This window comes from Sphingomonas pseudosanguinis, assembly GCF_014196255.1.
Classification (GTDB): Bacteria; Pseudomonadota; Alphaproteobacteria; order Sphingomonadales; family Sphingomonadaceae; genus Sphingomonas; species Sphingomonas pseudosanguinis.
In genome coordinates, this window is record NZ_JACIDH010000001.1 from 303,948 (window position 1) to 323,296 (window position 19,349).

Genomic DNA, 19,349 nt, shown 5'->3' on the forward strand with positions numbered 1-19,349 from the left:
GTTTCAATGACGGCTAGGGCCGGTGAAGGGAGAGGCGCGCAGCACGCCTTCGAGCTTGGATAGCGAATGAGGGGCCGCCCTTCGTATCTAGGCCAGAAGCTATCCGCCGGTTGATTTCGAAGGCGCTCAATCGCTCGGGCTGAGCCGATGAACCGAGGTCAAGCGGCCTTCGTCACCATCGCCGCGATCGTCGCTTGCATCACGGCCTCGTCGAAGGCGATGATGTTACCCCCGAGCTGTTCGTTCACATCGAGCCACCGCGTCATCAGCGGATACATTTCCAGCGCCCAGAACATGCGTGTCGTGTCGGTCGGGTTACCGAACGCCGATCCTTGCGCTGGCACCACGCCGAGCAACTGGGGCGGGACCCGATGGGCTGCGAGAATATCGTCACGCGTGGCGTTCTTGATGCCGAGGAATTCGTCCTTGGCACCCACCTCGGCGATACCGTGTATTTTGATCCCGCCTTCCTTGCCACCTGGCTGATGCACGAACAGGTTGCGGAAATTGCCCGGCCCCTTCGACTGGCGCAGCGCCTCCCGAATTTTGTCGACATCGCCATCGGCGAACTCGCCGGTCGCGTGGAGGATGAAGCCGGCATGGCTGCCGTTGATGTAGTATTTGCGGCGGAACAGCGTCGCCGCCTCGTTGAGCAAGGTCGATTGCAACGCCGAGATATATTCGGGGACCCCGTAAATCTCCTGGTTCACGTCTGGCTGCATGATCTGCAGGACGCTACCAAATCGGAATTCGGTTTCCGGTTCGCTGCCCGGCACGAAGAAATAGCGCCCCTCCTCGACACCGCGCCTGGTCGCTTTCGCCAGCGAGTGCTTCAGATGGTGCAGCCCGCCCAGGCGATTGGGGACCTGTTCCAGAAAGCCGAAGCCGAAAACCAGATAGTCCTGAACGACCTTTTCGAAGGCGGCGCGAGTCAGATAGGGCGTCGGCTTGAACGCGCCGACCAGCAGGTTGCGTTTGAGCAGGATGGCCGAGCTGTGATGCGGTGAGGCGCGAAACGACCGCGCCAGTCCTTCGACGCTGATCGGCGGTTCATACCACCGGCCATTGTGCCAACACTGAAGCAAGTCGAGGATTTCGCGACGATCGTTGACCGGCTCGGGATCACCGAAGCTGAAGGCCTCGGCAGCGGCCGGCGCGGCCCGGCTGCTTTCGCCGAAGACGGGCATTTCGAGCATCACAATATCTCCATGGTGGATTTCGGCGCTTCGCGGCCGTCGAGCGGTTCGTTTATGAGCGTGTGCATGACCGCCCAGGCGATATCGGCGTGGCCATCGTCGCCGCCCCGGCCGGCCTTGAACGTCGTGTTCCGGCCGCTGTCGGTGATGGTCTTCTTGATCGATATGAACGACGACACGACGTCGAGATGGCCCAGATCGAAGGACAGGCGGCCCCGGCGCACGACGTTCTGCGCCTTCATCACCATGGTCGCCTTCACTTCGAGCGAATATTCGATCTTGGTGACGCCACGGATCGGGGAGCCGGGCTTTGCGAGGAGCTGATACACGCCCGCGCCGACGCCGGTAGCGTCAATCCCCAGATACGTGCAATTGTAGCGCGACACCATCGCCTTGATGAAATCGGCCTGCTGCTCGAAATCGAGACCCCGGAGCTGGTGGCGCTCCAAAATGCGGAACGTCCCGCCCTGCTCGGTTGGGGGCGCGACGATGACCAGCGCGGCGTTGTCGCCCTCTTCGCTGTTCTGCGGATCATAGCCCGCCCAGACCGGCCGTTCACCATAGGGGCGCGCGCTATCCGGATTGAAATCGGTCCATTCGACCTCGCTATCGCAACCGAGCGCGACCAGATCGTTGAACTTGAAGGCGGACAGGCTGTCGTCGACGAAGATGCAACCGAAAAGGTTGGCAAATTCATCATCCGGGTGATCGTCGTGCAGTTCGTCGAGGTCGACCAGATTGAAGCCGCTCTCGATCGCATCGTGTACCGTGACGATCTGACGCCAGATCCCGTCCTCACACTCGCGACCGTCCTTCAGGGCGGCGTGACTGGTGTCGATTTCGACCCGATCCGCCTTCTTCTTGCGCTTGTTGCGCCGCTCGCCGGTCCAGTAGGGATAGGCGAGATGCGCGACGGTCGAAGGCGTCGAGAAATAGGTCTTCCGCCACTTGGTGTGCGTCGCCATCGCCGACGCCACCTTGTTCAGTTCTTCGAACCCGTGGACCCAGAAGAATTCGTCGAAATAGAAATTGCCGCTGCGCCCCTGGGCAGTGCGGAAATTGGTGCCCAGGAAATGCAGCTCGGCCGCTGCCTCACCTTCGGGGCGCAGGTCCGACGTGATCAGCATCGGATCGCCGCTCAGCGTCACGCCGACTAGCTTGGCGAAACCGACGATGTAGTTGCGGAACTGGTGGGCCTGCGCCTTCGACGCGGACAGGAAAATCTGGTTCCGGCCGCTCTTGATCGCGTCCATCAACGCTTCGAACGCGAAATAATAGGTCGCGCCGATCTGGCGCGACTTCAGGATCATGCGGGTGCGGCGGTTGAGATTGGCCCACCACGTTTCCTGATAGCCGAACATCTGGCCGAGGAAGTGGTCTTCCAGTTGCTGGGCCTGTTCGGCAGTGAAGTGGTTTTTCTTCGCCTTCGGCTTGCGCTCGCCGGAATTGCGATTGGCGACCTTGTCGTTCAGATCGCCCGAATGACCGCCTGGCGCTTCGTAGCGGCGGACCTTCGCCAAGCTCTCGACCTGGCGGCGTAGCGCGTCCAGTTCGACATAGTCGGCCTCGGTCTTCTTCTCCTTGCAGATCAGCACCATCAGGCGCGTTTCGAGGCAGTCTTCCAGCTTGCGGATCGAGGACGCTTCATCCCAGCGGTCACGCCGGCCCCACGACTTCACCGTGTCGCGGTTGAGCTGCAATTCCTCGGCGATCTGGCCATAGCTCCACCCCCGCCAATACAGGCTGCGCGCCGCATTGCGGCGGTCCTCGGGCGCTAGGGTCAGGGGGTTGGCAAGGATCGACATGGTGGCGCGTACCTAGCCACGCGCCCGACACCGCCGCCCCATGCCGCTCTTGTAGAAAGCATTTCTACAAGAGGACCGCCTTGAGAAGCGGCCCGCCTTCGGTCCCTTTGAGCCTCGCTAACCGGGCGGTCGCCGCCCAGCCGAGACCGAACCGAGGACCGAGCCGCCATGGGCAAGAAGAGCCAGTTTTTCCGCGCATTCGTCGCTGGTCAGACGATCAGCGATAACCGCGAGGTGACGCCGGAAATGATCGACGAGATCGTCGAGACCTTCAACGCCGAGACCTACAGCCCGCGCATCAATATCGAGCATATCGCCGGCTATAGCCCGGAGCCGCCCTTCAACGGCTATGGCGACGTGATCGCGGTCAAGAAGCAGGTCGACGAATTCACCATCGCCGGCAAGACCGAGAAGCGCCCCGCGCTGTATCTCCAGGTCGACGCCAACGATCAGCTCTTCACCCTGTCGAAGCGTGACCAGAAGCCCTACCCATCCGTCGAGCTGACCCCGAACTATGCGGGCAGCGGCAAGGTGGGCCTGATCGGCCTGGCGTTCACCGACACCCCTGCCTCGATCGGCACCCAGCGCCTGAACTTCAGCCGCGTGAACGGCAGCATGATCGCCACATCGGATGAGCGCGCGGCGCTCGCCTTCGCCGAGGACGCGGATGGCAAGGACCCGGTCGACAGCATCGTCAACCGCCTGTTTTCGAAGCTGACTGGACACTTCAAGCCGTCCGAGCCGGAAAAGACCAAGGAAGAACCGGCCCAGCCCGCGAACGACAATTTCGACCTGGGCAAGTTCACGGCCGACATGAGTGCCGCCGTTGCCGGTTCGATCAGCGAAGCGCTAGCGCCGATCGCCGAGGCCCAGGCCACGCATCAGCGCGAATTCGCCGCGCTGAAGGCGAAGCTCGAAGGCGAACCGGACACGACCTTCTCCCGCAAGCTGGTGTCGGGTGGCGGCGCGGACGTGCTGACCGACTGCTGATCGCCCCCTCCCGCACCCACCCCCAGACCGTCAGGACCCCGTTTCCATGCTCAATGGCACCCGCACCAAGTACGACCAGTACACCCAGCAAATCGGCAAGCTGAACGGCGTCACCGACCCCAGCCGGTCGTTCACCGTCGCCCCGGCGGTCGCGCAGACGCTGCGCGCCAAGCTGAAGCAGAGCAGCGACTTTCTGAGCCGCATCAACATCATCCCGGTGGTCGCCCAGGAAGGCGACAAGGTCGGCGTCGGCGTGAAGGGCACGATTGCCAGCCGCACGGACACCCGCGCGAAGGATCGGGCGCCGCGCTATCCCGGTGATCTGGATGAGAGCCGCTATCGCTGCGAGAAGACCGATTTCGATACGCTCATCCGCTACGAAACGATGGACGCCTGGGCGCATCAGCCCAATTTCCAGACCCTGCTGCGCGACGCGATCGTCAACGCCAAGGCGATCGACATCATCACGATCGGTTTCAACGGCGTCACCGTCGCCGCGACCACCAATCCCACGACCTATCCGCTGCTTCAGGACGTGAACAAGGGCTGGCTCCAGCACATCCGCGAAGACTCGCCCGAGCGTCACATGGCGGGCGGCGAGCTGAAGCCGGACGAACGCGACGCCACCACCGGCCGCGTGACCAAGGCCGGCGCGATCTACGTCGGTGCCGGCGAGGTCGGGAAGGATGTCGATTTCGTCAACATCGACGCGCTGGTGTTCGAGGGTATCGAGCTGTTGCACGAGAATTATCGCGAGGATACCGACTTGGTTGCCATCGTCGGTCGCGAGCTGGTGCACGACAAGTATTTCTCGATCGTCAATGCCGCCGGCGACAAGGCCACCGAACAGCTTGCCCGCGACGTGCTGCTCTCCGACAAGAAGATCGGCGGTCTGACGGCGGTGCGCGTCCCCAAGTTCCCGAAGAACGCGATCCTCATCACCACGCTCGCGAACCTGTCGGTCTATGAACAGATCGGCACCGAGCGGCGCAAGATCGAGGACAACGCCAAGCGCGACCAGATCGAGAATTACGAGAGCGTCAACCATGCCTATGTCGTTGAGGACGAAGGCAAGGCGGCGCTGATCGAAAACATCGTCATGGGCAAGAAGCCGGCCGCGTAAGCGGCCGCACCTGCCTGTCACCCCGTACCCGCTCCCCAACAGGACACGCCATGAGCCTCGCTCGACGGATGCAAGAACGCGTTCTTGCCATGAAAGCGGCGTCTGCTCCTGCCTCGGGGAGCGGGCACACCCACCCCGCCGCGACCGCCCCCTCGGTCGCGGCGGGCCATAGCGCCCCCATCTCGACCCGCGAGGGCAGTACGGCTGAAAGCCGCCTTGCCGCGCAGATGAAGATACGCCTGGTCCATGACCTGCGCCGGCTGAAGGAAATCAAGTCGACCGAGCTGAAGGTCGCCGCCAAGCGCCAGATGCTCCCCGAATATCGCGACTGGTGTGATGGCCTGCTTCAGGCCGGGCGCAGCACGATCGGCAATGTGCTCGGTTCGTCCGGAGCCGAAGACGTTTTTCCCACCATCATGGTCTGGTCGATCGATACCGGCGATTGGACCCGCGCGCTGGAAATGGCTGAGCACGTCCTCCGCTTCGGCCTGGTCATGCCCGATCGCTACAAGCGCGATCCGGCGACGCTGGTGGTCGAGGAGATCGCCGAGGCCGCGATCCGCGCCCAGGCCGCCTCCCAGGTCTTTCCACTTGATGTGCTCGAACAGGTCGAATTGCTGACCGTCGGCGTCGACATGCACGACGAAGTGCAGGCCAAACTGCAAAAGGCGCTTGGCGTCGAACTGGCCCGCGTGGCTGGCGAGATCGATACCGGCCCCACCGATTTCATCGCGGGTGCCAACCGCGCGCTGGGCGTGCTGCGCCGCGCGCAGGACCTGAATCCGCGCGCGGGCACCAAGACTCGCATCACCCAGCTCGAAAAAGCCATTAAGGCGGCAACCGCCTTCCAAGAACAGGCCGGCACCGCCGGCTGACAGTCTCGCCCCCCGGCGCTCGGGGGCGGATCACGCGATGCGGGAGGGCTCTTCGGAGCTGAGGGCCGCCATTCGACCTGATCCCCACCCCCGTATGCCGAGGAGCGCTCGGCCCGAAGGATCAACCATGACCGCCCTGATTTTCATCGTCGCCATCATCTTCGAGACCATCGGCATACTGGCGTGCATGTTCGGGACGCTGTCCGCCTGGCTGCTGGCGACGAACGACATGGCCACCATCAACGTGTGGTCCCCTTCGTCGGTCGAATTCAGCAAGCGCGAATTGACCTATTGCGCGGCCGGTACTGCGGCGGTCGGGTTTGTCGTGTTCCTGATCGCCCTGTCGGTCATCACCCGGATCATCGCCGCGTGAACGTCTTCATGCCCGACCCCGTCGTGCCCGAAGCGCAATCGCCCGATCGCCCGATCGACACCGGCGCGTGGTTTCCGGCGATCGACCCGACGCTGTTCCGCGCCGAGCACCGGGTCAGCGACAGCGTGACCAGCGAGCGGGTTCGCCAAGCGTTGATCGCGGCGGCCATCGGCGTCTTCCGCGACCTCGCCGACTGGTCGCGCGCGCGCCGCGCCGATGGGGCGGCCAGCCTTGCCCAGGTCGCAACCGACCTGCCCGAGATCGACGGCGAAAGCGCACTGATCCTGCTCTATCGGCGCGCCGTCTCGACCGCCGCCAAGGCCGAACTGATCGAGCGCTACCGCGACATGGACATCACCGGCGCAGGCCAGCGCGGGGCCGAGCTGCTCGACCCGACCATCGGCGAGCTGCGCCGCGATTCCACCTTCGCGATCCGCGACATCAAGAATGTCGGTCGCTGCGCGGTCGAGCTGATCTGATGGACTCCGTGCGCGCGATCGAGGGCGATACGCTCGATGCGCTGATCTGGCGCGCGCGGGGGCTCGGTCCCGTCGATCTGCCCGCCGTGCTGGCCGCGAACCCCGGCCTCGCTGCGCTCGGTCCCGTCCTGCCGAAGGGGACCCCCGTCCGCCTGCCCGACACCCCGACGCCCGCCGCCAAGGTGCGCGACACCCTCAATCTGTGGGACTGATGATGAACAAACTCGTCCACGAAGTCGTGGAAGCCGCCCTGGCTTTCCTCGCCGCCTTGGTCCCAGGCACCGCAGGTGCTGCGGTCAGCCTGGTCTACGAACAGAACCTGACTTGGACGCAGCGTGTCACCCAGATGATGGTCGGTATCACGGTCAGCTATTTCGCGCGCAACCTCGCCGCCTCGCTGACCGGTTGGGATGGTTATGTCCTGCAGGCGGTTGGCTTCGTGGTCGGGATGACCGCGTTCAAGGCGACCCCGGCCATGATCGCCGGCATCGTCGAGCGCGCGCCGATGCTCCTCAACCTGATCGATGTCATCACCGGTCGAAAGGGCGCGAAATGACCTATGACCGTGCCCGCCTGGCGCGTGAGATCGCGCGCGACGAAGGCGACAAGCTGGCCGTCTATCGCTGCTCCAAAGGCTATCTGACGATCGGCAAGGGCCGCAACCTCGATCAGGTCGGCATCACCGCCCAGGAGACCGCCACCCTGGGGATCACCGTCGCGAGCTGCATCGCGCGCGGGATCACGCAAGGACAGTCGGACGCGCTGTTCGCGAACGATATCGCCCGCTCCGAAGCCGATCTGGATCGGCACCTCTCATGGTGGCGCAAGCTCGATCCCGTGCGCCAGCGCGTGATGCTGAACATGTGCTTCAATATGGGGATCGGCTGGCCACCGTCAAAGACGCGTAAGGGCAAGGGCCTGCGCGCCTTCACCGGCACGCTGCCGAAGATCGAACGCGGCGACTGGGCCGGCGCGGTCGCCGGTATGCGCGCCTCGCTCTGGCATCGTCAGGTCGGCGACCGCGCCGTGCGGCTGGAGGCGATGATGCTGACCGGAAAGGAACCCCGATGATCTGGCTTCGCACGCTCCTCGGCCGGCTGAAGGGTGAACTGCGCTTCATCCTGCTGCTCGCCGTCGTGATCGCCGGTGCCTGGCTCTACGTGCAGGCGCGTCACGCCGAACGCGACCGTGACGACGTGCTGCGCCGCGCCGAGCTGGTTTGCGCGGCGGTGGGGATCAAGTGGACCGCCAAGCATATGCGCGGGCCTGGCGAGGCCTGTGCAGACCGTGCCCGCCAGCTCCGCGCTGATCGCGAGGCGATCGACCAGCAATCGGTTCGCCTGCTGACCGACGTGATGCGCCGCGCCAATGCCCAGGCCAGCGCCGATGCGCAGGCCGCCCGTGCCGCGCTGGCGCAGGCCCGCGCCGCTGAAACCCGAATGGAGGCCGCCAATGGCAAAGTTGAACATGACACTGTGGGCGCTGACTGGTTCGCTGCTCTCAGCGACCTTGCCGGGCTGCGCCGGCCGGCACGTTGACACGGTCCCGCCGCCCCCTGTCGCGGTCGCGGTCGAGCCAGCCCGTCCGCCGGCCGAGCTGCTCGCCTGCGCCGAACGTCCCGCCGCCTTGGCGCAAGATCCCGCGCTGATGGCGACCATCCCCGCCAAATGGCGCGCAGGCCTGATCGGCCTGGCGCGGGCGGCCGGCGTCAACGCCGATCGCCTCGACCGTCTGACCAACTGGATGTCGCCGGGTGCCTGCCCGGCCAAGGAGTGACCATGGCCCGCTCGACTTTGGAACAGCGCCGCGCGGTCTTCGCCGCCACGGCCGATCGCCGGCAGGAACGGGTCGCGCTGGCCGCCGCCAACGCGGCCAGCGCGCCGGTCGCGCTCTATGGCGGCAATTATGTGCTGGCGCAGGCGTGCTCGACCTATGGACAGATTGCGCTGCGATACCGCGACCCCGCCGGAAACATGGTGCAGCTCCTGACCAAGGGCGGCGTCGATGTGGGCGGTGGCACCTCCCTGCAATTCGCGGCCGGAACGGTGGTCGATGTCGTGCTGACGGGCACCGCCGGCGCGAACGTCACTCTGTCGAGGGTCCCCAATGCGTAACATCCTGATTGCGCTCGCCGCGCTTCTCCTGGCCGTGCCGGCCGCTGCCCAGATCATCGTTCCACCGCCGGCCCCCGGTGCCGCGCTGCCCAGCCCCGAATGGCCGAACCAGCCGGCGGACGGCGACAAGGGGCCGGCGGTGGGCGGGCGCGCCTATCAGCGTTACCGCGTCGCCGCGCCCATCGCCGTCCTCGCCTCCTTTGATCAGGTCGCACGGCTCAACGGCGCGCCCGGCGAGGCGAGCGATGTCGCGACCGATCCGCTCTATGGCGATACCCGCCTGACCATCACGCTCGCATCGTTCAACGCGCGCCAGTTCCGCCCGATCGCGACGCTGGCCAGCCCCGCCATCGCGACGGGGCAGCTCATCCGCATCTGGACGAAGCCGATCGCCAATGTCGAACCGCGCCTCGATAGCTATAAAATCCGCCTCTATTCGGAGGGCAACCCGTCCTCGCCGGGTGCCAACTATCACGAGTACAACGCGGCCGGCCTGATCCGCGAGGGCCAGAAGAACGCCGAGCAGCGCTGGGGGTCCTTCACTATCCCCGTCAGCGCGTTCACGGCGGTCGGCAGCGGCGCGAACCTCTCGGCCGTCACCTGGGCGATGGTGACGATGCAGGCCAACAGCTCGGCCGGAATGTCAATCGCGGTCGGCAATGTAGAGCTGGTCGCCAATGCACTGACCAAGGCCAAGTTCGTCATCGGGTTCGACGACCAGTATCCGGCGACCATCAACTACGCCGCCCGCGCCATGGCGCGTTATGGTTTTCGCGGCGTCCTGTATTTGTCGCCGGCTGTCGACACCGGCCGCACCGGCAAGCTGCCCATCGCCCAGGTCAAGACGCTGCACGACTATCTCGGCTGGCAGATCGCCAGTCAGGCCTATTCGACCGAGAATAATGTCGGTCCGGGCGGCATCGAGTCGATGACCGCCGATCAGCGCACGGCCGAGACCGCCAAGCTGCGCAATTGGCAAAATGGGATGGGCTTGAGCGGTGGTGGCCACGGCTCCTATTTCGGCAATGTCGGTCCCACCAACATGCTCACCTATCCGATGTTTCGGAATTACCGGTCGGTCCGCGCCTATTATTTCGGCGAGTTCGGCACGGTAGAAACCTATCCCTGGGGCGATCCGATGCGCATCCGGGCGATGGGGGCGGGGGAGTTTCAGTGGGGCAACAGCACGGTGCTGTTCTCGACCTATTGGAAAAACCATGTCGACCGCGCGATGTCGCAAAAGGGCGTCGGCTTCATCGTCTTTCACGACGGGCTGAGCGGCTCCATGTCGAACTGGCGGCCGGCCTTCGACCAGCTCCTCGCCTATCTCGACGCAAACCGCGCGACGATCGATGTCGTGACCGTCGACGATTTGGAGGTTCCATGACCAAGCTCGACGGGCTGCGCGCCCTCCTGATCCGCTCCATCCCCCAGCTCAAGGCCGATCCCTCCAAGCTCGCCGCCTTCGCCGATCGCGGGCGCATCGCCGCCCGCGCCGGCTCTCCATCCTTCGAATATCGCTACACCGCCAGCCTGGTGGTCGAGGATTTCGCCGGCGACATCGATCTGGTCATCGTGCCCATCATCGGCTGGATCGCCGTCAACCAGCCCGAGCTGATGCAGAAGCAGGATAGCGAGCCGTTCGCGTTCGAAGCCGAGCTGCTCGCCAAGGACCTGATCGACCTGTCGATCACGATCGAATTGACCGAGCGGGTGAAGGTGGAGCGCGGCGTGGTCGCCGGCAAGCCTGGCACGATCACGACCCATCTCGACGACATCATCCCGCCCGACACCTTTCCCGGGGCCGAGGGCGCGCGCTTCTGGGCCGGGATCGCCGATGATCTGGTCGCGGAAGCCAGTGCGGTGGTGGTGCCCGCCTGATGGACGATTTCGCGCCGATCGAACAGCTCGCCGGCAACCTCCTGCAAAGCCTGTCCGCGCAGGAGCGCCGGTCGTTGCTGCGCAAGATGGCGCGCACCATCCGCGCTTCGCAGTCACAGCGCATCGGTCGCCAGCAAAACCCGGATGGATCGGCCTTCGCCGCCCGCCGCGCCCAGGAGGGGGGAGGGCGGTTGCGCCGGCGCGGCCAGATCAAGCGTGCCGCGATGTTCCGCAAGCTCCGCTCGACCAAGTTTCTAAAGAGTGGATCGACCGACACCGAGGCATGGATAGGCTTCACCGGCCGCGCCGCTGCCATCGCCCGCGTCCATCAGGAGGGGCTGACCGACGCGGTGACCAAGGGCGGTCGCAAGGTCCGCTATGCCCGCCGCGAGTTGCTCGGCTTGACCGAGCCGGAACGCGACCTGGCGCTCGACATGCTGCTCGATCACGTCGCCGCCCGCGCTCTTGTAGAATAGCTTTCTACAAGAGCGCGGGGTGGTCAGGCGTCCACGCCGCAACTGACATGGCCAGCGTATGGCCGCCACCTCCACCACCATCGACCTGTCGCGCCTGACGCCGCCCGAATTGGTCGAACAGCTCGACTTCGACGCGATCGTCGCCGCCATGGTGGCGGACGTGCAGGCGCTGCTGCCCAGCTTCGACGCGACGGTCGACAGCGATCCGGCCGTCAAGGTGCTACAGGTCGGGGCCTATCGCGAGCTGCTCCTGCGCCGCCAGTTTCAGGACGCCGCCCTGCAATTGTTCGTCGCCTATGCCGGCGGCAGCAACCTCGATCATCTCGGCGCGCTGGTCGGTGTCGCGCGGCGCACTATCACCCCCGCCGATCTGTCGACCGGCGCGCCGGCGGTGATGGAAGGCGATGACGAATATCGGCAGCGGATCGTCCTGGCACCGGAGGCCTTTTCAACCGCAGGGCCGGAACTGGCCTATGTCGCGCTCGCCAAGGGTGCGGCCGGCGACGTGCTGGACGCCAGCGCGATTTCCCCCGCGCCCGGTGAAGTCCTGGTGTCGGTCCTGTCGCGAACCGGCGACGGCACCGCCCCGGGCGATCTGGTCGCGGCCGTGCGCGAAGCGACCAGCCCCAGCGCCAAGCGACCGCTCGGCGATGCGGTCAGCGTCCGGTCGGCGCAAATCCGCAACTTCAGGATCAAAGCGCAACTCTTCACCTTCGCGGGGCCTGACCTGTCGGTGGTGCTGGCGACCGCCCGTGCCAATCTCGACGCCTATCTGACCGAGAATCGCAAGCTTGGTCGCACGCTGACCCGGTCGGGGATCAGCGCCGCGCTCACCGTCGCCGGCGTCCACCGCGTCGTCCTTATCGATCCGGTCGACGATGTGGTGTGCGACCGGACTCAGGCCGGTTGGTGCACCGACATCGTCATCGAGCATGGGGGCTATGCATCGTGACGCTGCTCCCACCCAACGCCACCGCGCTCGAACGCGCACTGGAGGCCGGCGTGTCGCGTATCAGCGATGTCGCCACACCGATCGACACCCTGGTCGATCCGGCGCGTATCGACGCCAAATGGCTCCCCTGGCTGGCCTGGGGCCTGTCCGTCGACGCCTGGGATAGCGCCTGGTCCGAGGCGGTAAAGCGCCGGGCGGTCGCCGAGTCGATCGCGCTCCACCGCATCAAAGGGACCCGTGCCTCGGTCGATATGGTGCTGTCGCGCATCGACGACTTGTCGAAGGTGGTCGAGTGGCACGAGGAGCCCGACCGCCTGGCCCCCCACAATTTCGAGATCCACATCCCGCTGGTCACCAGCGCCGGCGCGGCTGGCGGTGACCGGACCAAGGCCGCGATCGTCGACGAGATCATCGGCGCGGTCGAGCGCGTCAAGCCGCTGCGCGAACATCTCCGGGTCGTCCAGACCATCGAACTGACCGGTGGGGTTGGGGTTCAGGGCGCGGCTCGGCTTGCGGCCTACACGCGCGACGAAGCGCAACTGGCGACCGACACATCAACGTCATGGGCTCTCCTCCTCCAGACCGAGGATGGCGAACCGCTCGAAACCGAAGACACCGGCTATCTGGACACCGCCCCATGAAGCTCACGCTGACGATTACCACGGCCGGGCTGGAGCGCTTCACCGCTGCCCAGCTAGCCGATGACCTCGACCTGACGATCGCCAAGGTCGGGCTGACCGATGCGGTCTTCGTCGTCGCGCCCACGCTCGACAAGCTGCCCGGCGAGTTCCGCCGCCTGTCCGCCATCTCCGGTCAACAGGTCGGTGACAACATCGTCCACATGACGATGCGCGACGATGAAGAGATCGGTTACACGGCGCGCGGCTTTGGCCTGTTCCTGGCGGACGGTACGCTGTTCGCTGTCTATGGTCAGGCCGATCGCCTGTTCGAGAAGTCACCGCGCGCGGCGTTCCTCTCGGCGATCGACATCGCCTTCCCGACCGGCGACGTGCGCGAACTGCGCTTCGGCGACACCAATTTCCTCAACCCGCCCGCGACAACTGAGGTGAAGGGCGTGGTCGAACTGGCCACCCTGGCTGAGGGGGCGGCGGGTAGCGATCCGGTGCGCGTCACCACCGTCGCTGTCGCGCGCGCAATGATCGTCGCGGCGGTATCGCCCGTCGTCACCCTGCTCACCGATCTGACCAAGGCCGTCGACGAGTCGATCAAGTGGGTCATCGGCCATAAGGTGCTGGGCAGCGGCCTGGTCACGGGCGGCGGGACGATCGAGAATAACCCTGTCCTGTCCGTCGCGGCCGCGACCCCCGAACAGGTGCGTGAGGGCGCGGACCACTCGGTGGCGCTGACGCCGTGGTCCCTGCGCAACGCCTATTCCAGCCAGCTCGGGAACACCGGCTGGCGCATCCACCCGGACGGCTTCGTCGAGATGTGGGGGCAAGGTGACCGCCCCCCCAATGAAGGCGAATTTACGCTGAATTTTCCGCGCGCCTTTCCCAACGCCTGCGCCGGCGTGCTCCCCATGACCATCAACACCAACAAGACCGTCGATGGTCAGACCACCGTGCAGGAAGTCGCGCTCTATCCCGACCGCGCCGTCCTGTTCGCACAGAATCATCAATCCACCTGCGTGGAGGCCGGCGGCTTCCGTTGGCGCGCCTGGGGCTATTGAGCGATGGCAAAGATCAGCAAACTTCCCATCGTCGCCAAGCTGCTCGGCGACGAACAACTCCCGGTCGTTCAGGCCGGCGTGACCAAGGGCACGACGATGGCCGCTTTCCGCGACCTGATCGTCCCGTTCCTGCAGAACTGGTACAAGGGCGATCGCGGCGACCCCGGCGCGGCCGAGAACACCTATGACAGCGTCGACGCGCTGCGCGGTTCCGATCCGCTGCGCCGCATCGCCTCGCTCGCTGGCGACGCCACCGTGCCGGATGGACGTTTCAACTGGGAAACCAAGAACGCGCCTTATACGGACGACGGATCGTCGACGATCGCGCCCGATCAGAACGGCGCATGGGTTCGTCAGACGGCGGACGGAATCAAGATCAACCACCCGCTCGGCGCACCCGTCTATGCCAAGCTCCTCGGCGATCTGGTCGGGCAGGAGGTCAACGCCACCCTGTTCTGCAAGATGGATGGCCGCCGCGACGATGGTCAGAACTATCAGGAGCTGATCGACAAGAAGCCCCGCCAGATTATCTATCCGCAGGGGCGCGAACTGGCGACGACGCGCCAGATCCGGCTGGCGTCGGACATGCGCCACCGCCTCGAACCGGGCTCCGGCATCCTCGCCGATGTCAACGACTATGGTTTCGCGGGACTGGGCCTGACGGGTGGCGATATCGGTCCCGTCCTCAATCCGATCTTCCGGTTCGAACGGGTGATCGAGGTGACCAACGCCAGCGAGTTGCGCCCCGGCGACATGATCCAGATCGCCTATATCAAGGACTTGGCCGACATCATCAACGAACCAAACATCGTCGACCGCATCGTCGGCACATCGGTCTATCTGCGCTACGAACTGAATGTGTCGATGCCGGACCGTACCTATATCCGCGTCTACCATGTCTATGCGCCGGTCAAGAACGTCGTGTTCGACGGCTACGGCCGACTGTCGAATGTCAACGCCAAGGGCGGCGGCATCCGCTTCAACATGGCGCACGACGTTTCGGTCAAGAAGCTGCGCTGTGTGGACATCGGCTATATCGCGCTATCGTTCGAAAACACCATCGGCGTGACCGCCTCGGACCTCTATCAGGACAAAATTGGCGCGACAGGCTTTGGCCTGCGCTCCGTCAAACAGATTAATCTGACGGACTTTTTCGCCACCGGCATCATGTCGGATGAGGCGATCAGCGCCTACTACAATGTCTCCGGCTTCAACCTGGTTAACATCTTCGTCCGCCAATATCTATTCGGCGCAGGGCCGAAGGGATCGACCGCCGGCAACAACATCCTGTTCGACAAGCTGTGCGCGCGCATCACCATGACAAACATCAATTGCGAAGGTTCGGCGACCTATAACATCATCTTCAACGACCAGACCTATTTCGTCACCATTTCCAACTTCCACCTCATGCGGTCGAACCTCGGCGGCATCCGTATCGCCAATGGGTGCGACGGAATCACGATCGGCATCGGCTCGATCAGCGACGTGACCGACGCGGTGACGCCGCAAGATTTCGGGGAGGCCAGTGGCCAGCCGACCGCCGGCGTCATGATCGACCCGACCAACCGGCGCTGTGGCGTCAGCGGCTCGATCGACTTCGACCGGATCGCATCGGGTCGCGGCATCGTCGATCGGCAGGCCAAGGCCAACCGCAAGACGACGCTGGTCGAGCGCTTGGGGGCGGGCACGACCGCCCCGGCGCATAGCGTCAGCGGGGTCGGCACGATCGGCGTGCAGTCGCCGGATTTCGAGGACGGCAAGACGGGCGATGCGCTGGCGCTGATCGCGGACGGCGACGCCTGCGCGATCCAGGCGCAGGGCGCTGGCGACCGGACACCCAAGCCGCTCAAGCTGCAACCCTATGGCTCGACCGTCGAGTTCCTACCCAAGCCTTACCCATCCAACGAGGATGCCAAACTGGCGGGGCTGAAGCCGGGTCACTGGTACATGAACAGCAGCAACCAGAACGCACTCACACCGGTGGTATGATGGACAACGATACGGCCCTGACCGAAAGCCAATTGATCGCGCTGATCCCTGGCGAACGCGACCCGGAACGCAAGGCGGCGCTCATTGCGAAGTTGGAAGCCCTGCTCGACCCGCCACAGAAGCCAACCCCCTGACCCTGCTCTTGTAGAATAGCTTTCTACAAGAGCAGGGTCTCGCATGATCAAACAGGCCGGCCATGGTCGCGTACATGGCCGATCCTGCCGATATTCAACGCCTGCTTGGCGACCTCGCACGCGAAGGCACGGTCATATCCGTTGACCACGCTGCGGGAACCGCGCGCGTCCAGTTCGAAGACCTGATCACCGGCGACATCCCCTGGCTCATGCCGCGCGCCGGCAAGACGCGGATCTATTCGCCGCCTTCGATCGGCGAACAGGTGCTGGTCATCGCGCCCGAGGCCGATACCGATCGCGCCATCATCGCTGGCAGCTTGTCGAGCAACGCGCATCCCAACCCCGCCCAGGACGGATCGACGGTGATCGCATTCGAGGACGGCGCGCGCCTGGCCTATGATCCCGCGACTCACGCACTGACGATCGCGCTGCCATCGGGCGGAACCGCCGCGATCGTCGCGGATGGTGGCCTGTCGGTGACAGGCCCGCTCTCGGTCGACGGTCCCGTCGACGTGACGGGCAAGCTGACCGCCAGCGACGATGTGGTGGGCGGCGGCAAGAGCCTGAAGGATCACGTCCACGACAAGGTGCAGCCGGGTCAGGGCGTTTCGGGCAAGCCGCTGTGATCGGCATGGATCGCCATACTGGGAAGGTCTGCCAAGGTGTCGACCACCTCGACCAGTCGGTTGCCGACATCCTCGGCACGCCGCTCGGCACCCGTATCGGGCGGCGTGACTATGGCAGCTTGGTTCCTGAACAGCTCGACCAGCCCAACAATACGCTCGGCCGCACGCGCATCTTCGCCGCTGCGGCCCTTGCGCTGCTGCGACAGGAAGGCCGGGCACGCATCGCTCGCGTCACGCTGTCGCCGGGTCTGTCGCCGTCCCACGCGGTGCTGACGGTTACCGGTCGCCGCGTCGATGTCGCCGGAACCCCGGCTTTTTCCACCTCCACCACCGTCCGCGCCCTTTCGGCGCTTGTCCAAGGGGTCAATGCATGACTGACTTTTTCCACGGCATCCGGGTCGGCGAGACCAAAAGCGCCACACGCTCGATCGCGACGATCGCCACCGCCGTCATTGGCCTGGTGGTCACCGCGCCCAAAGCCGATGCTTCGGCTTTCCCCCTCGACATCCCGGTCAAGGTGACCAACATCGACGACGCGATCGAGAAGGCCGGGGACACCGGCACGCTGCGCGCCTGCCTGCAAGCGATCAAGGGGCAGGTGTCCGCGCCGATCGTCGTCATCCGCATCGCGCCGGGTGCCAATGCAGCGGACACCGCGACCGCCATCATTGGCAAGGATGAGAATGGGGTGAAGACGGGCATGCAGGCCCTGCTCACCGCCTCGGCCCAGATCGATCTGCATCCCCGCATTATCGGCGCGCCCGGCCTGGAAAGCGAAGTGGTGACCAAGGCCCTGGTCGAAGTCGGTAAGAAGCTGCGCGCCCGCGTCTATGCCGCCGCCCTGGGCAAGGATCGCGGCGAAGCCATCGCCCACCGCGCCCTGTTCCCCAACGCGCGAGAGCTGACGCTCCTGTGGCCGGGCGTCACCGCGCCCTACGGCGCGGCCGGTGCCAGCATCGCCGTTCCCGTCGCGGCCGTCGCGCTCGGTGCCCGCGCCGCGATCGACCAGACACAAGGGTTCCACAAGACGATTTCCAACGTCGCGCTGAACGACATCGACGGCCTGACCGCCGGTGTGTCGTTCGACATTCAGGACCCGACCAGCGACGCCAGCGTGCTCAACGCCTCCGAACTGGTCACCGTCGTTCGCATCGCCGGAGCGCTGCGGTTCTGGGGCAACCGCACCTGCGCGGCCAAGGACAGTGACTTCGTTTTCGAAAGCGCGGCTCGCACCGCCCATATCCTAGCCGATACCGTCGCGCTCGGCATGGTGCTGGCGATCGATCAGCCGCTTGTGCCCAGCCTCGCAAAATACATCGCCGAGCAGATCAGCGACAAGCTGCGCAGCATGAAGCGCGCCGGTCAGTTGCTGGGCGGTGCGGCCGAGTTTCGTGATGCAAAGAACCCGACCGCCAGCCTGAAGGTCGGGCAACTGGTCATCTCCTATCGCTACACGCCCGTCCCCCCGCTGGAAGGCCTGGGGCTGGAACAGGAGATCACCGACGAATTCTTCGCAGATTTCGCCGCGCTGGTCGGCTCCGCCTGATCCCCCGCCCCCTCTCATAAGGACCAAACGCGATGGCGTTCCCCAGCAAGCTTAAGCAGACCACGATGTTCAACGAGACTGAGGCCTATGTCGCCGAAACGGTCTCGATCACGCCGCCCAAGCTCACCCGCAAGATGGAAGAATATCGGGGCGGCGGTATGAATCGCGCGGTCAAGGTCGACATGGGCGGCGAGCCGCTCGAAATGGAGGCGACCTATGGCGGCCCCATGCGCAGCATCCTGCGCCAACACGGCATGCTCAACATGAGCGGCGTCTATCAACGCTTCGTCGGGTCGTTCCTGAACGACGACACGGGCGGTGTCGACACGATCGAGATCGTCACGCGCGGCCGGCACGAGGAAATCGACATGGGCGAATGGAAGCCCGGCGAGGACACCGAGTTCAAGGTCAAGAGCAACCTCACCTATTACAAGCTGACCTGGAACGGTGTCGTCGAGATCGAGATCGATGTGCTGGGCATGGTCGAGATGGTGGGCGGCGTCGACCTGATGGCACCGCACCGTGAGGCGCTCGGCCTCGGCTGACCTGATCCCCTGACCTTCCACCCCGCCGGTTGATGTTCCCGGCGGGGCCTTTCCCGAACAGGACTTTCACCATGGCCGACCAGAACGACAGCACCGCGACCACTGCCCGTCTTTTCAGCGACTTCACGCTCGATGCTCCCATTCGGATCGGGGACAAGATCGTGCAGGAAGCGGGCACCAAGATTCAAGTCCGCCGTCCCTCGGCCGGCGAGCTGCGCGGCATCGATATTTCGGCGGTGATCAGCCGTTGCGACTATGCGCAGATCGAGAAGCTGGCACCGCGCCTGACCAATCCCGTGCTGCACAAGGAATATGTCGCGGCGATGGACCCGGCCGACTTCGTCCAGTTGGGTGGCGAAATCGTCGATTTTTTGCTGCCGAAGGCCGTCAAGCAGGCGGCCTCCCAGAGCGCATAGAGCCGATCATGGGTGACCTGGCCGAATTGTGGAGCTGGGCACCCGCCACCATGAACGACATGACACTGGCCGAACTGCTCGGCTGGCGGGCCGACGCGCTGGAACGCGCCAAGCGGCGCGCCCAGAGGGAACGCTGACC

Annotated in this window: 27 protein-coding genes; 25 read left to right on the plus strand and 2 right to left on the minus strand. The window is 65.0% G+C overall.

Features of this window, described 5'->3' with window-relative positions:
- Positions 1–158: 158 nt before the first annotated feature.
- Both GGR48_RS01435 and GGR48_RS01440 read right to left on the minus strand, forming a co-directional pair.
- Positions 159–1,196 carry a phage portal protein gene (locus GGR48_RS01435; protein WP_183950097.1) on the minus strand — a complete coding sequence of 346 codons (1,038 nt, stop codon included), beginning with the start codon at positions 1,194–1,196 and terminating at the stop codon, positions 159–161.
- A complete protein-coding gene (locus tag GGR48_RS01440; protein WP_183950099.1) occupies positions 1,196–3,001 on the minus strand; it encodes a terminase large subunit domain-containing protein in 1,806 nt (601 codons plus the stop codon). The genes GGR48_RS01435 and GGR48_RS01440 overlap by 1 nt, the downstream gene beginning before the upstream one ends.
- Before the next feature lie 168 nt (positions 3,002–3,169).
- Here GGR48_RS01440 and GGR48_RS01445 point away from each other — a divergent pair, with 168 nt between their 5' ends.
- From GGR48_RS01445 to GGR48_RS01560, 25 genes are all read left to right on the plus strand, one after another.
- The gene (locus GGR48_RS01445; protein WP_183950101.1) at positions 3,170–3,991 is read left to right on the plus strand and encodes a GPO family capsid scaffolding protein; all 822 of its coding nucleotides are present in this window, start codon (positions 3,170–3,172) and stop codon (positions 3,989–3,991) included.
- A 46-nt stretch (positions 3,992–4,037) separates the two neighbouring features.
- The gene (locus tag GGR48_RS01450; protein ID WP_183950103.1) at positions 4,038–5,114 is read left to right on the plus strand and encodes a phage major capsid protein, P2 family; all 1,077 of its coding nucleotides are present in this window, start codon (positions 4,038–4,040) and stop codon (positions 5,112–5,114) included.
- An 89-nt stretch (positions 5,115–5,203) separates the two neighbouring features.
- On the plus strand, positions 5,204–5,989 hold the full coding sequence (gene gpM, locus GGR48_RS01455) for a phage terminase small subunit (RefSeq protein ID WP_240456147.1): 786 nt from the start codon (positions 5,204–5,206) through the stop codon (positions 5,987–5,989).
- 127 nt (positions 5,990–6,116) lie between these two features.
- Positions 6,117–6,362: a hypothetical protein gene (locus GGR48_RS01460; protein ID WP_183950107.1), complete on the plus strand. Its 246-nt coding sequence runs from the start codon at positions 6,117–6,119 to the stop codon at positions 6,360–6,362.
- On the plus strand, positions 6,359–6,841 hold the full coding sequence (locus tag GGR48_RS01465) for a head completion/stabilization protein (protein ID WP_338110537.1): 483 nt from the start codon (positions 6,359–6,361) through the stop codon (positions 6,839–6,841). Before GGR48_RS01460 ends, GGR48_RS01465 begins: the two co-directional genes overlap by 4 nt.
- Complete coding sequence (locus tag GGR48_RS01470) at positions 6,841–7,053, plus strand: tail protein X (protein ID WP_183950111.1); 213 nt, start codon at positions 6,841–6,843, stop codon at positions 7,051–7,053. The genes GGR48_RS01465 and GGR48_RS01470 overlap by 1 nt, the downstream gene beginning before the upstream one ends.
- Positions 7,044–7,397, plus strand: coding sequence for a hypothetical protein (locus GGR48_RS01475; RefSeq protein WP_206362535.1), 354 nt, complete (start codon positions 7,044–7,046; stop codon positions 7,395–7,397). The genes GGR48_RS01470 and GGR48_RS01475 overlap by 10 nt, the downstream gene beginning before the upstream one ends.
- A complete protein-coding gene (locus GGR48_RS01480) occupies positions 7,394–7,912 on the plus strand; it encodes a glycoside hydrolase family protein (RefSeq protein ID WP_183950115.1) in 519 nt (172 codons plus the stop codon). The genes GGR48_RS01475 and GGR48_RS01480 overlap by 4 nt, the downstream gene beginning before the upstream one ends.
- A complete protein-coding gene (locus tag GGR48_RS01485) occupies positions 7,909–8,379 on the plus strand; it encodes a hypothetical protein (protein WP_183950117.1) in 471 nt (156 codons plus the stop codon). The genes GGR48_RS01480 and GGR48_RS01485 overlap by 4 nt, the downstream gene beginning before the upstream one ends.
- A gap of 109 nt (positions 8,380–8,488) precedes the next feature.
- Positions 8,489–8,617 carry a hypothetical protein gene (locus tag GGR48_RS18265; protein ID WP_276208025.1) on the plus strand — a complete coding sequence of 43 codons (129 nt, stop codon included), beginning with the start codon at positions 8,489–8,491 and terminating at the stop codon, positions 8,615–8,617.
- A gap of 2 nt (positions 8,618–8,619) precedes the next feature.
- Complete coding sequence (locus tag GGR48_RS01495; protein WP_183950120.1) at positions 8,620–8,955, plus strand: hypothetical protein; 336 nt, start codon at positions 8,620–8,622, stop codon at positions 8,953–8,955.
- A complete protein-coding gene (locus tag GGR48_RS01500; RefSeq protein WP_183950122.1) occupies positions 8,948–10,342 on the plus strand; it encodes a polysaccharide deacetylase family protein in 1,395 nt (464 codons plus the stop codon). The genes GGR48_RS01495 and GGR48_RS01500 overlap by 8 nt, the downstream gene beginning before the upstream one ends.
- Positions 10,339–10,836 carry a phage tail protein gene (locus tag GGR48_RS01505; RefSeq protein ID WP_183950124.1) on the plus strand — a complete coding sequence of 166 codons (498 nt, stop codon included), beginning with the start codon at positions 10,339–10,341 and terminating at the stop codon, positions 10,834–10,836. Before GGR48_RS01500 ends, GGR48_RS01505 begins: the two co-directional genes overlap by 4 nt.
- A complete protein-coding gene (locus tag GGR48_RS01510; protein WP_183950125.1) occupies positions 10,836–11,312 on the plus strand; it encodes a phage virion morphogenesis protein in 477 nt (158 codons plus the stop codon). Before GGR48_RS01505 ends, GGR48_RS01510 begins: the two co-directional genes overlap by 1 nt.
- 58 nt (positions 11,313–11,370) lie before the next feature.
- Positions 11,371–12,264 carry a baseplate assembly protein gene (locus GGR48_RS01515; RefSeq protein WP_183950128.1) on the plus strand — a complete coding sequence of 298 codons (894 nt, stop codon included), beginning with the start codon at positions 11,371–11,373 and terminating at the stop codon, positions 12,262–12,264.
- Complete coding sequence (locus GGR48_RS01520; protein ID WP_183950130.1) at positions 12,261–12,905, plus strand: phage tail protein I; 645 nt, start codon at positions 12,261–12,263, stop codon at positions 12,903–12,905. The genes GGR48_RS01515 and GGR48_RS01520 overlap by 4 nt, the downstream gene beginning before the upstream one ends.
- Positions 12,902–13,954: a phage tail protein gene (locus GGR48_RS18045; RefSeq protein ID WP_240456148.1), complete on the plus strand. Its 1,053-nt coding sequence runs from the start codon at positions 12,902–12,904 to the stop codon at positions 13,952–13,954. Before GGR48_RS01520 ends, GGR48_RS18045 begins: the two co-directional genes overlap by 4 nt.
- A 3-nt stretch (positions 13,955–13,957) precedes the next feature.
- Positions 13,958–15,943, plus strand: coding sequence for a hypothetical protein (locus GGR48_RS01530; protein ID WP_183950132.1), 1,986 nt, complete (start codon positions 13,958–13,960; stop codon positions 15,941–15,943).
- On the plus strand, positions 15,940–16,077 hold the full coding sequence (locus GGR48_RS17880; protein WP_206362536.1) for a hypothetical protein: 138 nt from the start codon (positions 15,940–15,942) through the stop codon (positions 16,075–16,077). Before GGR48_RS01530 ends, GGR48_RS17880 begins: the two co-directional genes overlap by 4 nt.
- Positions 16,078–16,151: 74 nt before the next feature.
- Positions 16,152–16,703 carry a phage baseplate assembly protein V gene (locus tag GGR48_RS01535; RefSeq protein WP_183950595.1) on the plus strand — a complete coding sequence of 184 codons (552 nt, stop codon included), beginning with the start codon at positions 16,152–16,154 and terminating at the stop codon, positions 16,701–16,703.
- A gap of 5 nt (positions 16,704–16,708) precedes the next feature.
- A complete protein-coding gene (locus tag GGR48_RS01540; protein WP_221211336.1) occupies positions 16,709–17,077 on the plus strand; it encodes a GPW/gp25 family protein in 369 nt (122 codons plus the stop codon).
- Positions 17,074–18,249 (plus strand): phage tail sheath subtilisin-like domain-containing protein, encoded by a 1,176-nt coding sequence (locus GGR48_RS01545; RefSeq protein ID WP_183950136.1) that lies wholly within the window; start codon positions 17,074–17,076, stop codon positions 18,247–18,249. The genes GGR48_RS01540 and GGR48_RS01545 overlap by 4 nt, the downstream gene beginning before the upstream one ends.
- Before the next feature lie 32 nt (positions 18,250–18,281).
- Entirely contained in the window at positions 18,282–18,794 is a 513-nt protein-coding gene (locus GGR48_RS01550) for a phage major tail tube protein (protein ID WP_183950138.1), read from the plus strand.
- 71 nt (positions 18,795–18,865) lie between these two features.
- Entirely contained in the window at positions 18,866–19,210 is a 345-nt protein-coding gene (locus GGR48_RS01555) for a phage tail assembly protein (protein WP_183950140.1), read from the plus strand.
- An 8-nt stretch (positions 19,211–19,218) separates the two neighbouring features.
- Positions 19,219–19,347 carry a GpE family phage tail protein gene (locus GGR48_RS01560; RefSeq protein WP_183950142.1) on the plus strand — a complete coding sequence of 43 codons (129 nt, stop codon included), beginning with the start codon at positions 19,219–19,221 and terminating at the stop codon, positions 19,345–19,347.
- The last annotated feature ends 2 nt before the right edge of the window (positions 19,348–19,349 follow it).

What these genes read in the sequence shown, in the direction of transcription:
- GGR48_RS01440 (WP_183950099.1), bottom strand. Translation starts at nt 3,001, where the DNA reads ATGTCGATCCTTGCCAACCCCCTGACCCTAGCGCCCGAGGACCGCCGC.
- GGR48_RS01480 (WP_183950115.1), top strand. Translation starts at nt 7,394, where the DNA reads ATGACCTATGACCGTGCCCGCCTGGCGCGTGAGATCGCGCGCGACGAA.
- GGR48_RS01510 (WP_183950125.1), top strand. Translation starts at nt 10,836, where the DNA reads ATGGACGATTTCGCGCCGATCGAACAGCTCGCCGGCAACCTCCTGCAA.
- GGR48_RS01540 (WP_221211336.1), top strand. Translation starts at nt 16,709, where the DNA reads ATGGATCGCCATACTGGGAAGGTCTGCCAAGGTGTCGACCACCTCGAC.
- GGR48_RS01505 (WP_183950124.1), top strand. Translation starts at nt 10,339, where the DNA reads ATGACCAAGCTCGACGGGCTGCGCGCCCTCCTGATCCGCTCCATCCCC.
- GGR48_RS01530 (WP_183950132.1), top strand. Translation starts at nt 13,958, where the DNA reads ATGGCAAAGATCAGCAAACTTCCCATCGTCGCCAAGCTGCTCGGCGAC.
- GGR48_RS01470 (WP_183950111.1), top strand. Translation starts at nt 6,841, where the DNA reads ATGGACTCCGTGCGCGCGATCGAGGGCGATACGCTCGATGCGCTGATC.
- GGR48_RS01500 (WP_183950122.1), top strand. Translation starts at nt 8,948, where the DNA reads ATGCGTAACATCCTGATTGCGCTCGCCGCGCTTCTCCTGGCCGTGCCG.
- GGR48_RS01515 (WP_183950128.1), top strand. Translation starts at nt 11,371, where the DNA reads ATGGCCGCCACCTCCACCACCATCGACCTGTCGCGCCTGACGCCGCCC.
- GGR48_RS01485 (WP_183950117.1), top strand. Translation starts at nt 7,909, where the DNA reads ATGATCTGGCTTCGCACGCTCCTCGGCCGGCTGAAGGGTGAACTGCGC.
- GGR48_RS01445 (WP_183950101.1), top strand. Translation starts at nt 3,170, where the DNA reads ATGGGCAAGAAGAGCCAGTTTTTCCGCGCATTCGTCGCTGGTCAGACG.
- GGR48_RS18045 (WP_240456148.1), top strand. Translation starts at nt 12,902, where the DNA reads ATGAAGCTCACGCTGACGATTACCACGGCCGGGCTGGAGCGCTTCACC.
- GGR48_RS01495 (WP_183950120.1), top strand. Translation starts at nt 8,620, where the DNA reads ATGGCCCGCTCGACTTTGGAACAGCGCCGCGCGGTCTTCGCCGCCACG.
- gpM (WP_240456147.1), top strand. Translation starts at nt 5,204, where the DNA reads ATGAAAGCGGCGTCTGCTCCTGCCTCGGGGAGCGGGCACACCCACCCC.
- GGR48_RS01555 (WP_183950140.1), top strand. Translation starts at nt 18,866, where the DNA reads ATGGCCGACCAGAACGACAGCACCGCGACCACTGCCCGTCTTTTCAGC.
- GGR48_RS01545 (WP_183950136.1), top strand. Translation starts at nt 17,074, where the DNA reads ATGACTGACTTTTTCCACGGCATCCGGGTCGGCGAGACCAAAAGCGCC.
- GGR48_RS01550 (WP_183950138.1), top strand. Translation starts at nt 18,282, where the DNA reads ATGGCGTTCCCCAGCAAGCTTAAGCAGACCACGATGTTCAACGAGACT.
- GGR48_RS01435 (WP_183950097.1), bottom strand. Translation starts at nt 1,196, where the DNA reads ATGCTCGAAATGCCCGTCTTCGGCGAAAGCAGCCGGGCCGCGCCGGCC.
- GGR48_RS01450 (WP_183950103.1), top strand. Translation starts at nt 4,038, where the DNA reads ATGCTCAATGGCACCCGCACCAAGTACGACCAGTACACCCAGCAAATC.
- GGR48_RS01535 (WP_183950595.1), top strand. Translation starts at nt 16,152, where the DNA reads ATGGCCGATCCTGCCGATATTCAACGCCTGCTTGGCGACCTCGCACGC.
- GGR48_RS17880 (WP_206362536.1), top strand. Translation starts at nt 15,940, where the DNA reads ATGATGGACAACGATACGGCCCTGACCGAAAGCCAATTGATCGCGCTG.
- GGR48_RS18265 (WP_276208025.1), top strand. Translation starts at nt 8,489, where the DNA reads ATGGCGACCATCCCCGCCAAATGGCGCGCAGGCCTGATCGGCCTGGCG.
- GGR48_RS01460 (WP_183950107.1), top strand. Translation starts at nt 6,117, where the DNA reads ATGACCGCCCTGATTTTCATCGTCGCCATCATCTTCGAGACCATCGGC.
- GGR48_RS01560 (WP_183950142.1), top strand. Translation starts at nt 19,219, where the DNA reads ATGGGTGACCTGGCCGAATTGTGGAGCTGGGCACCCGCCACCATGAAC.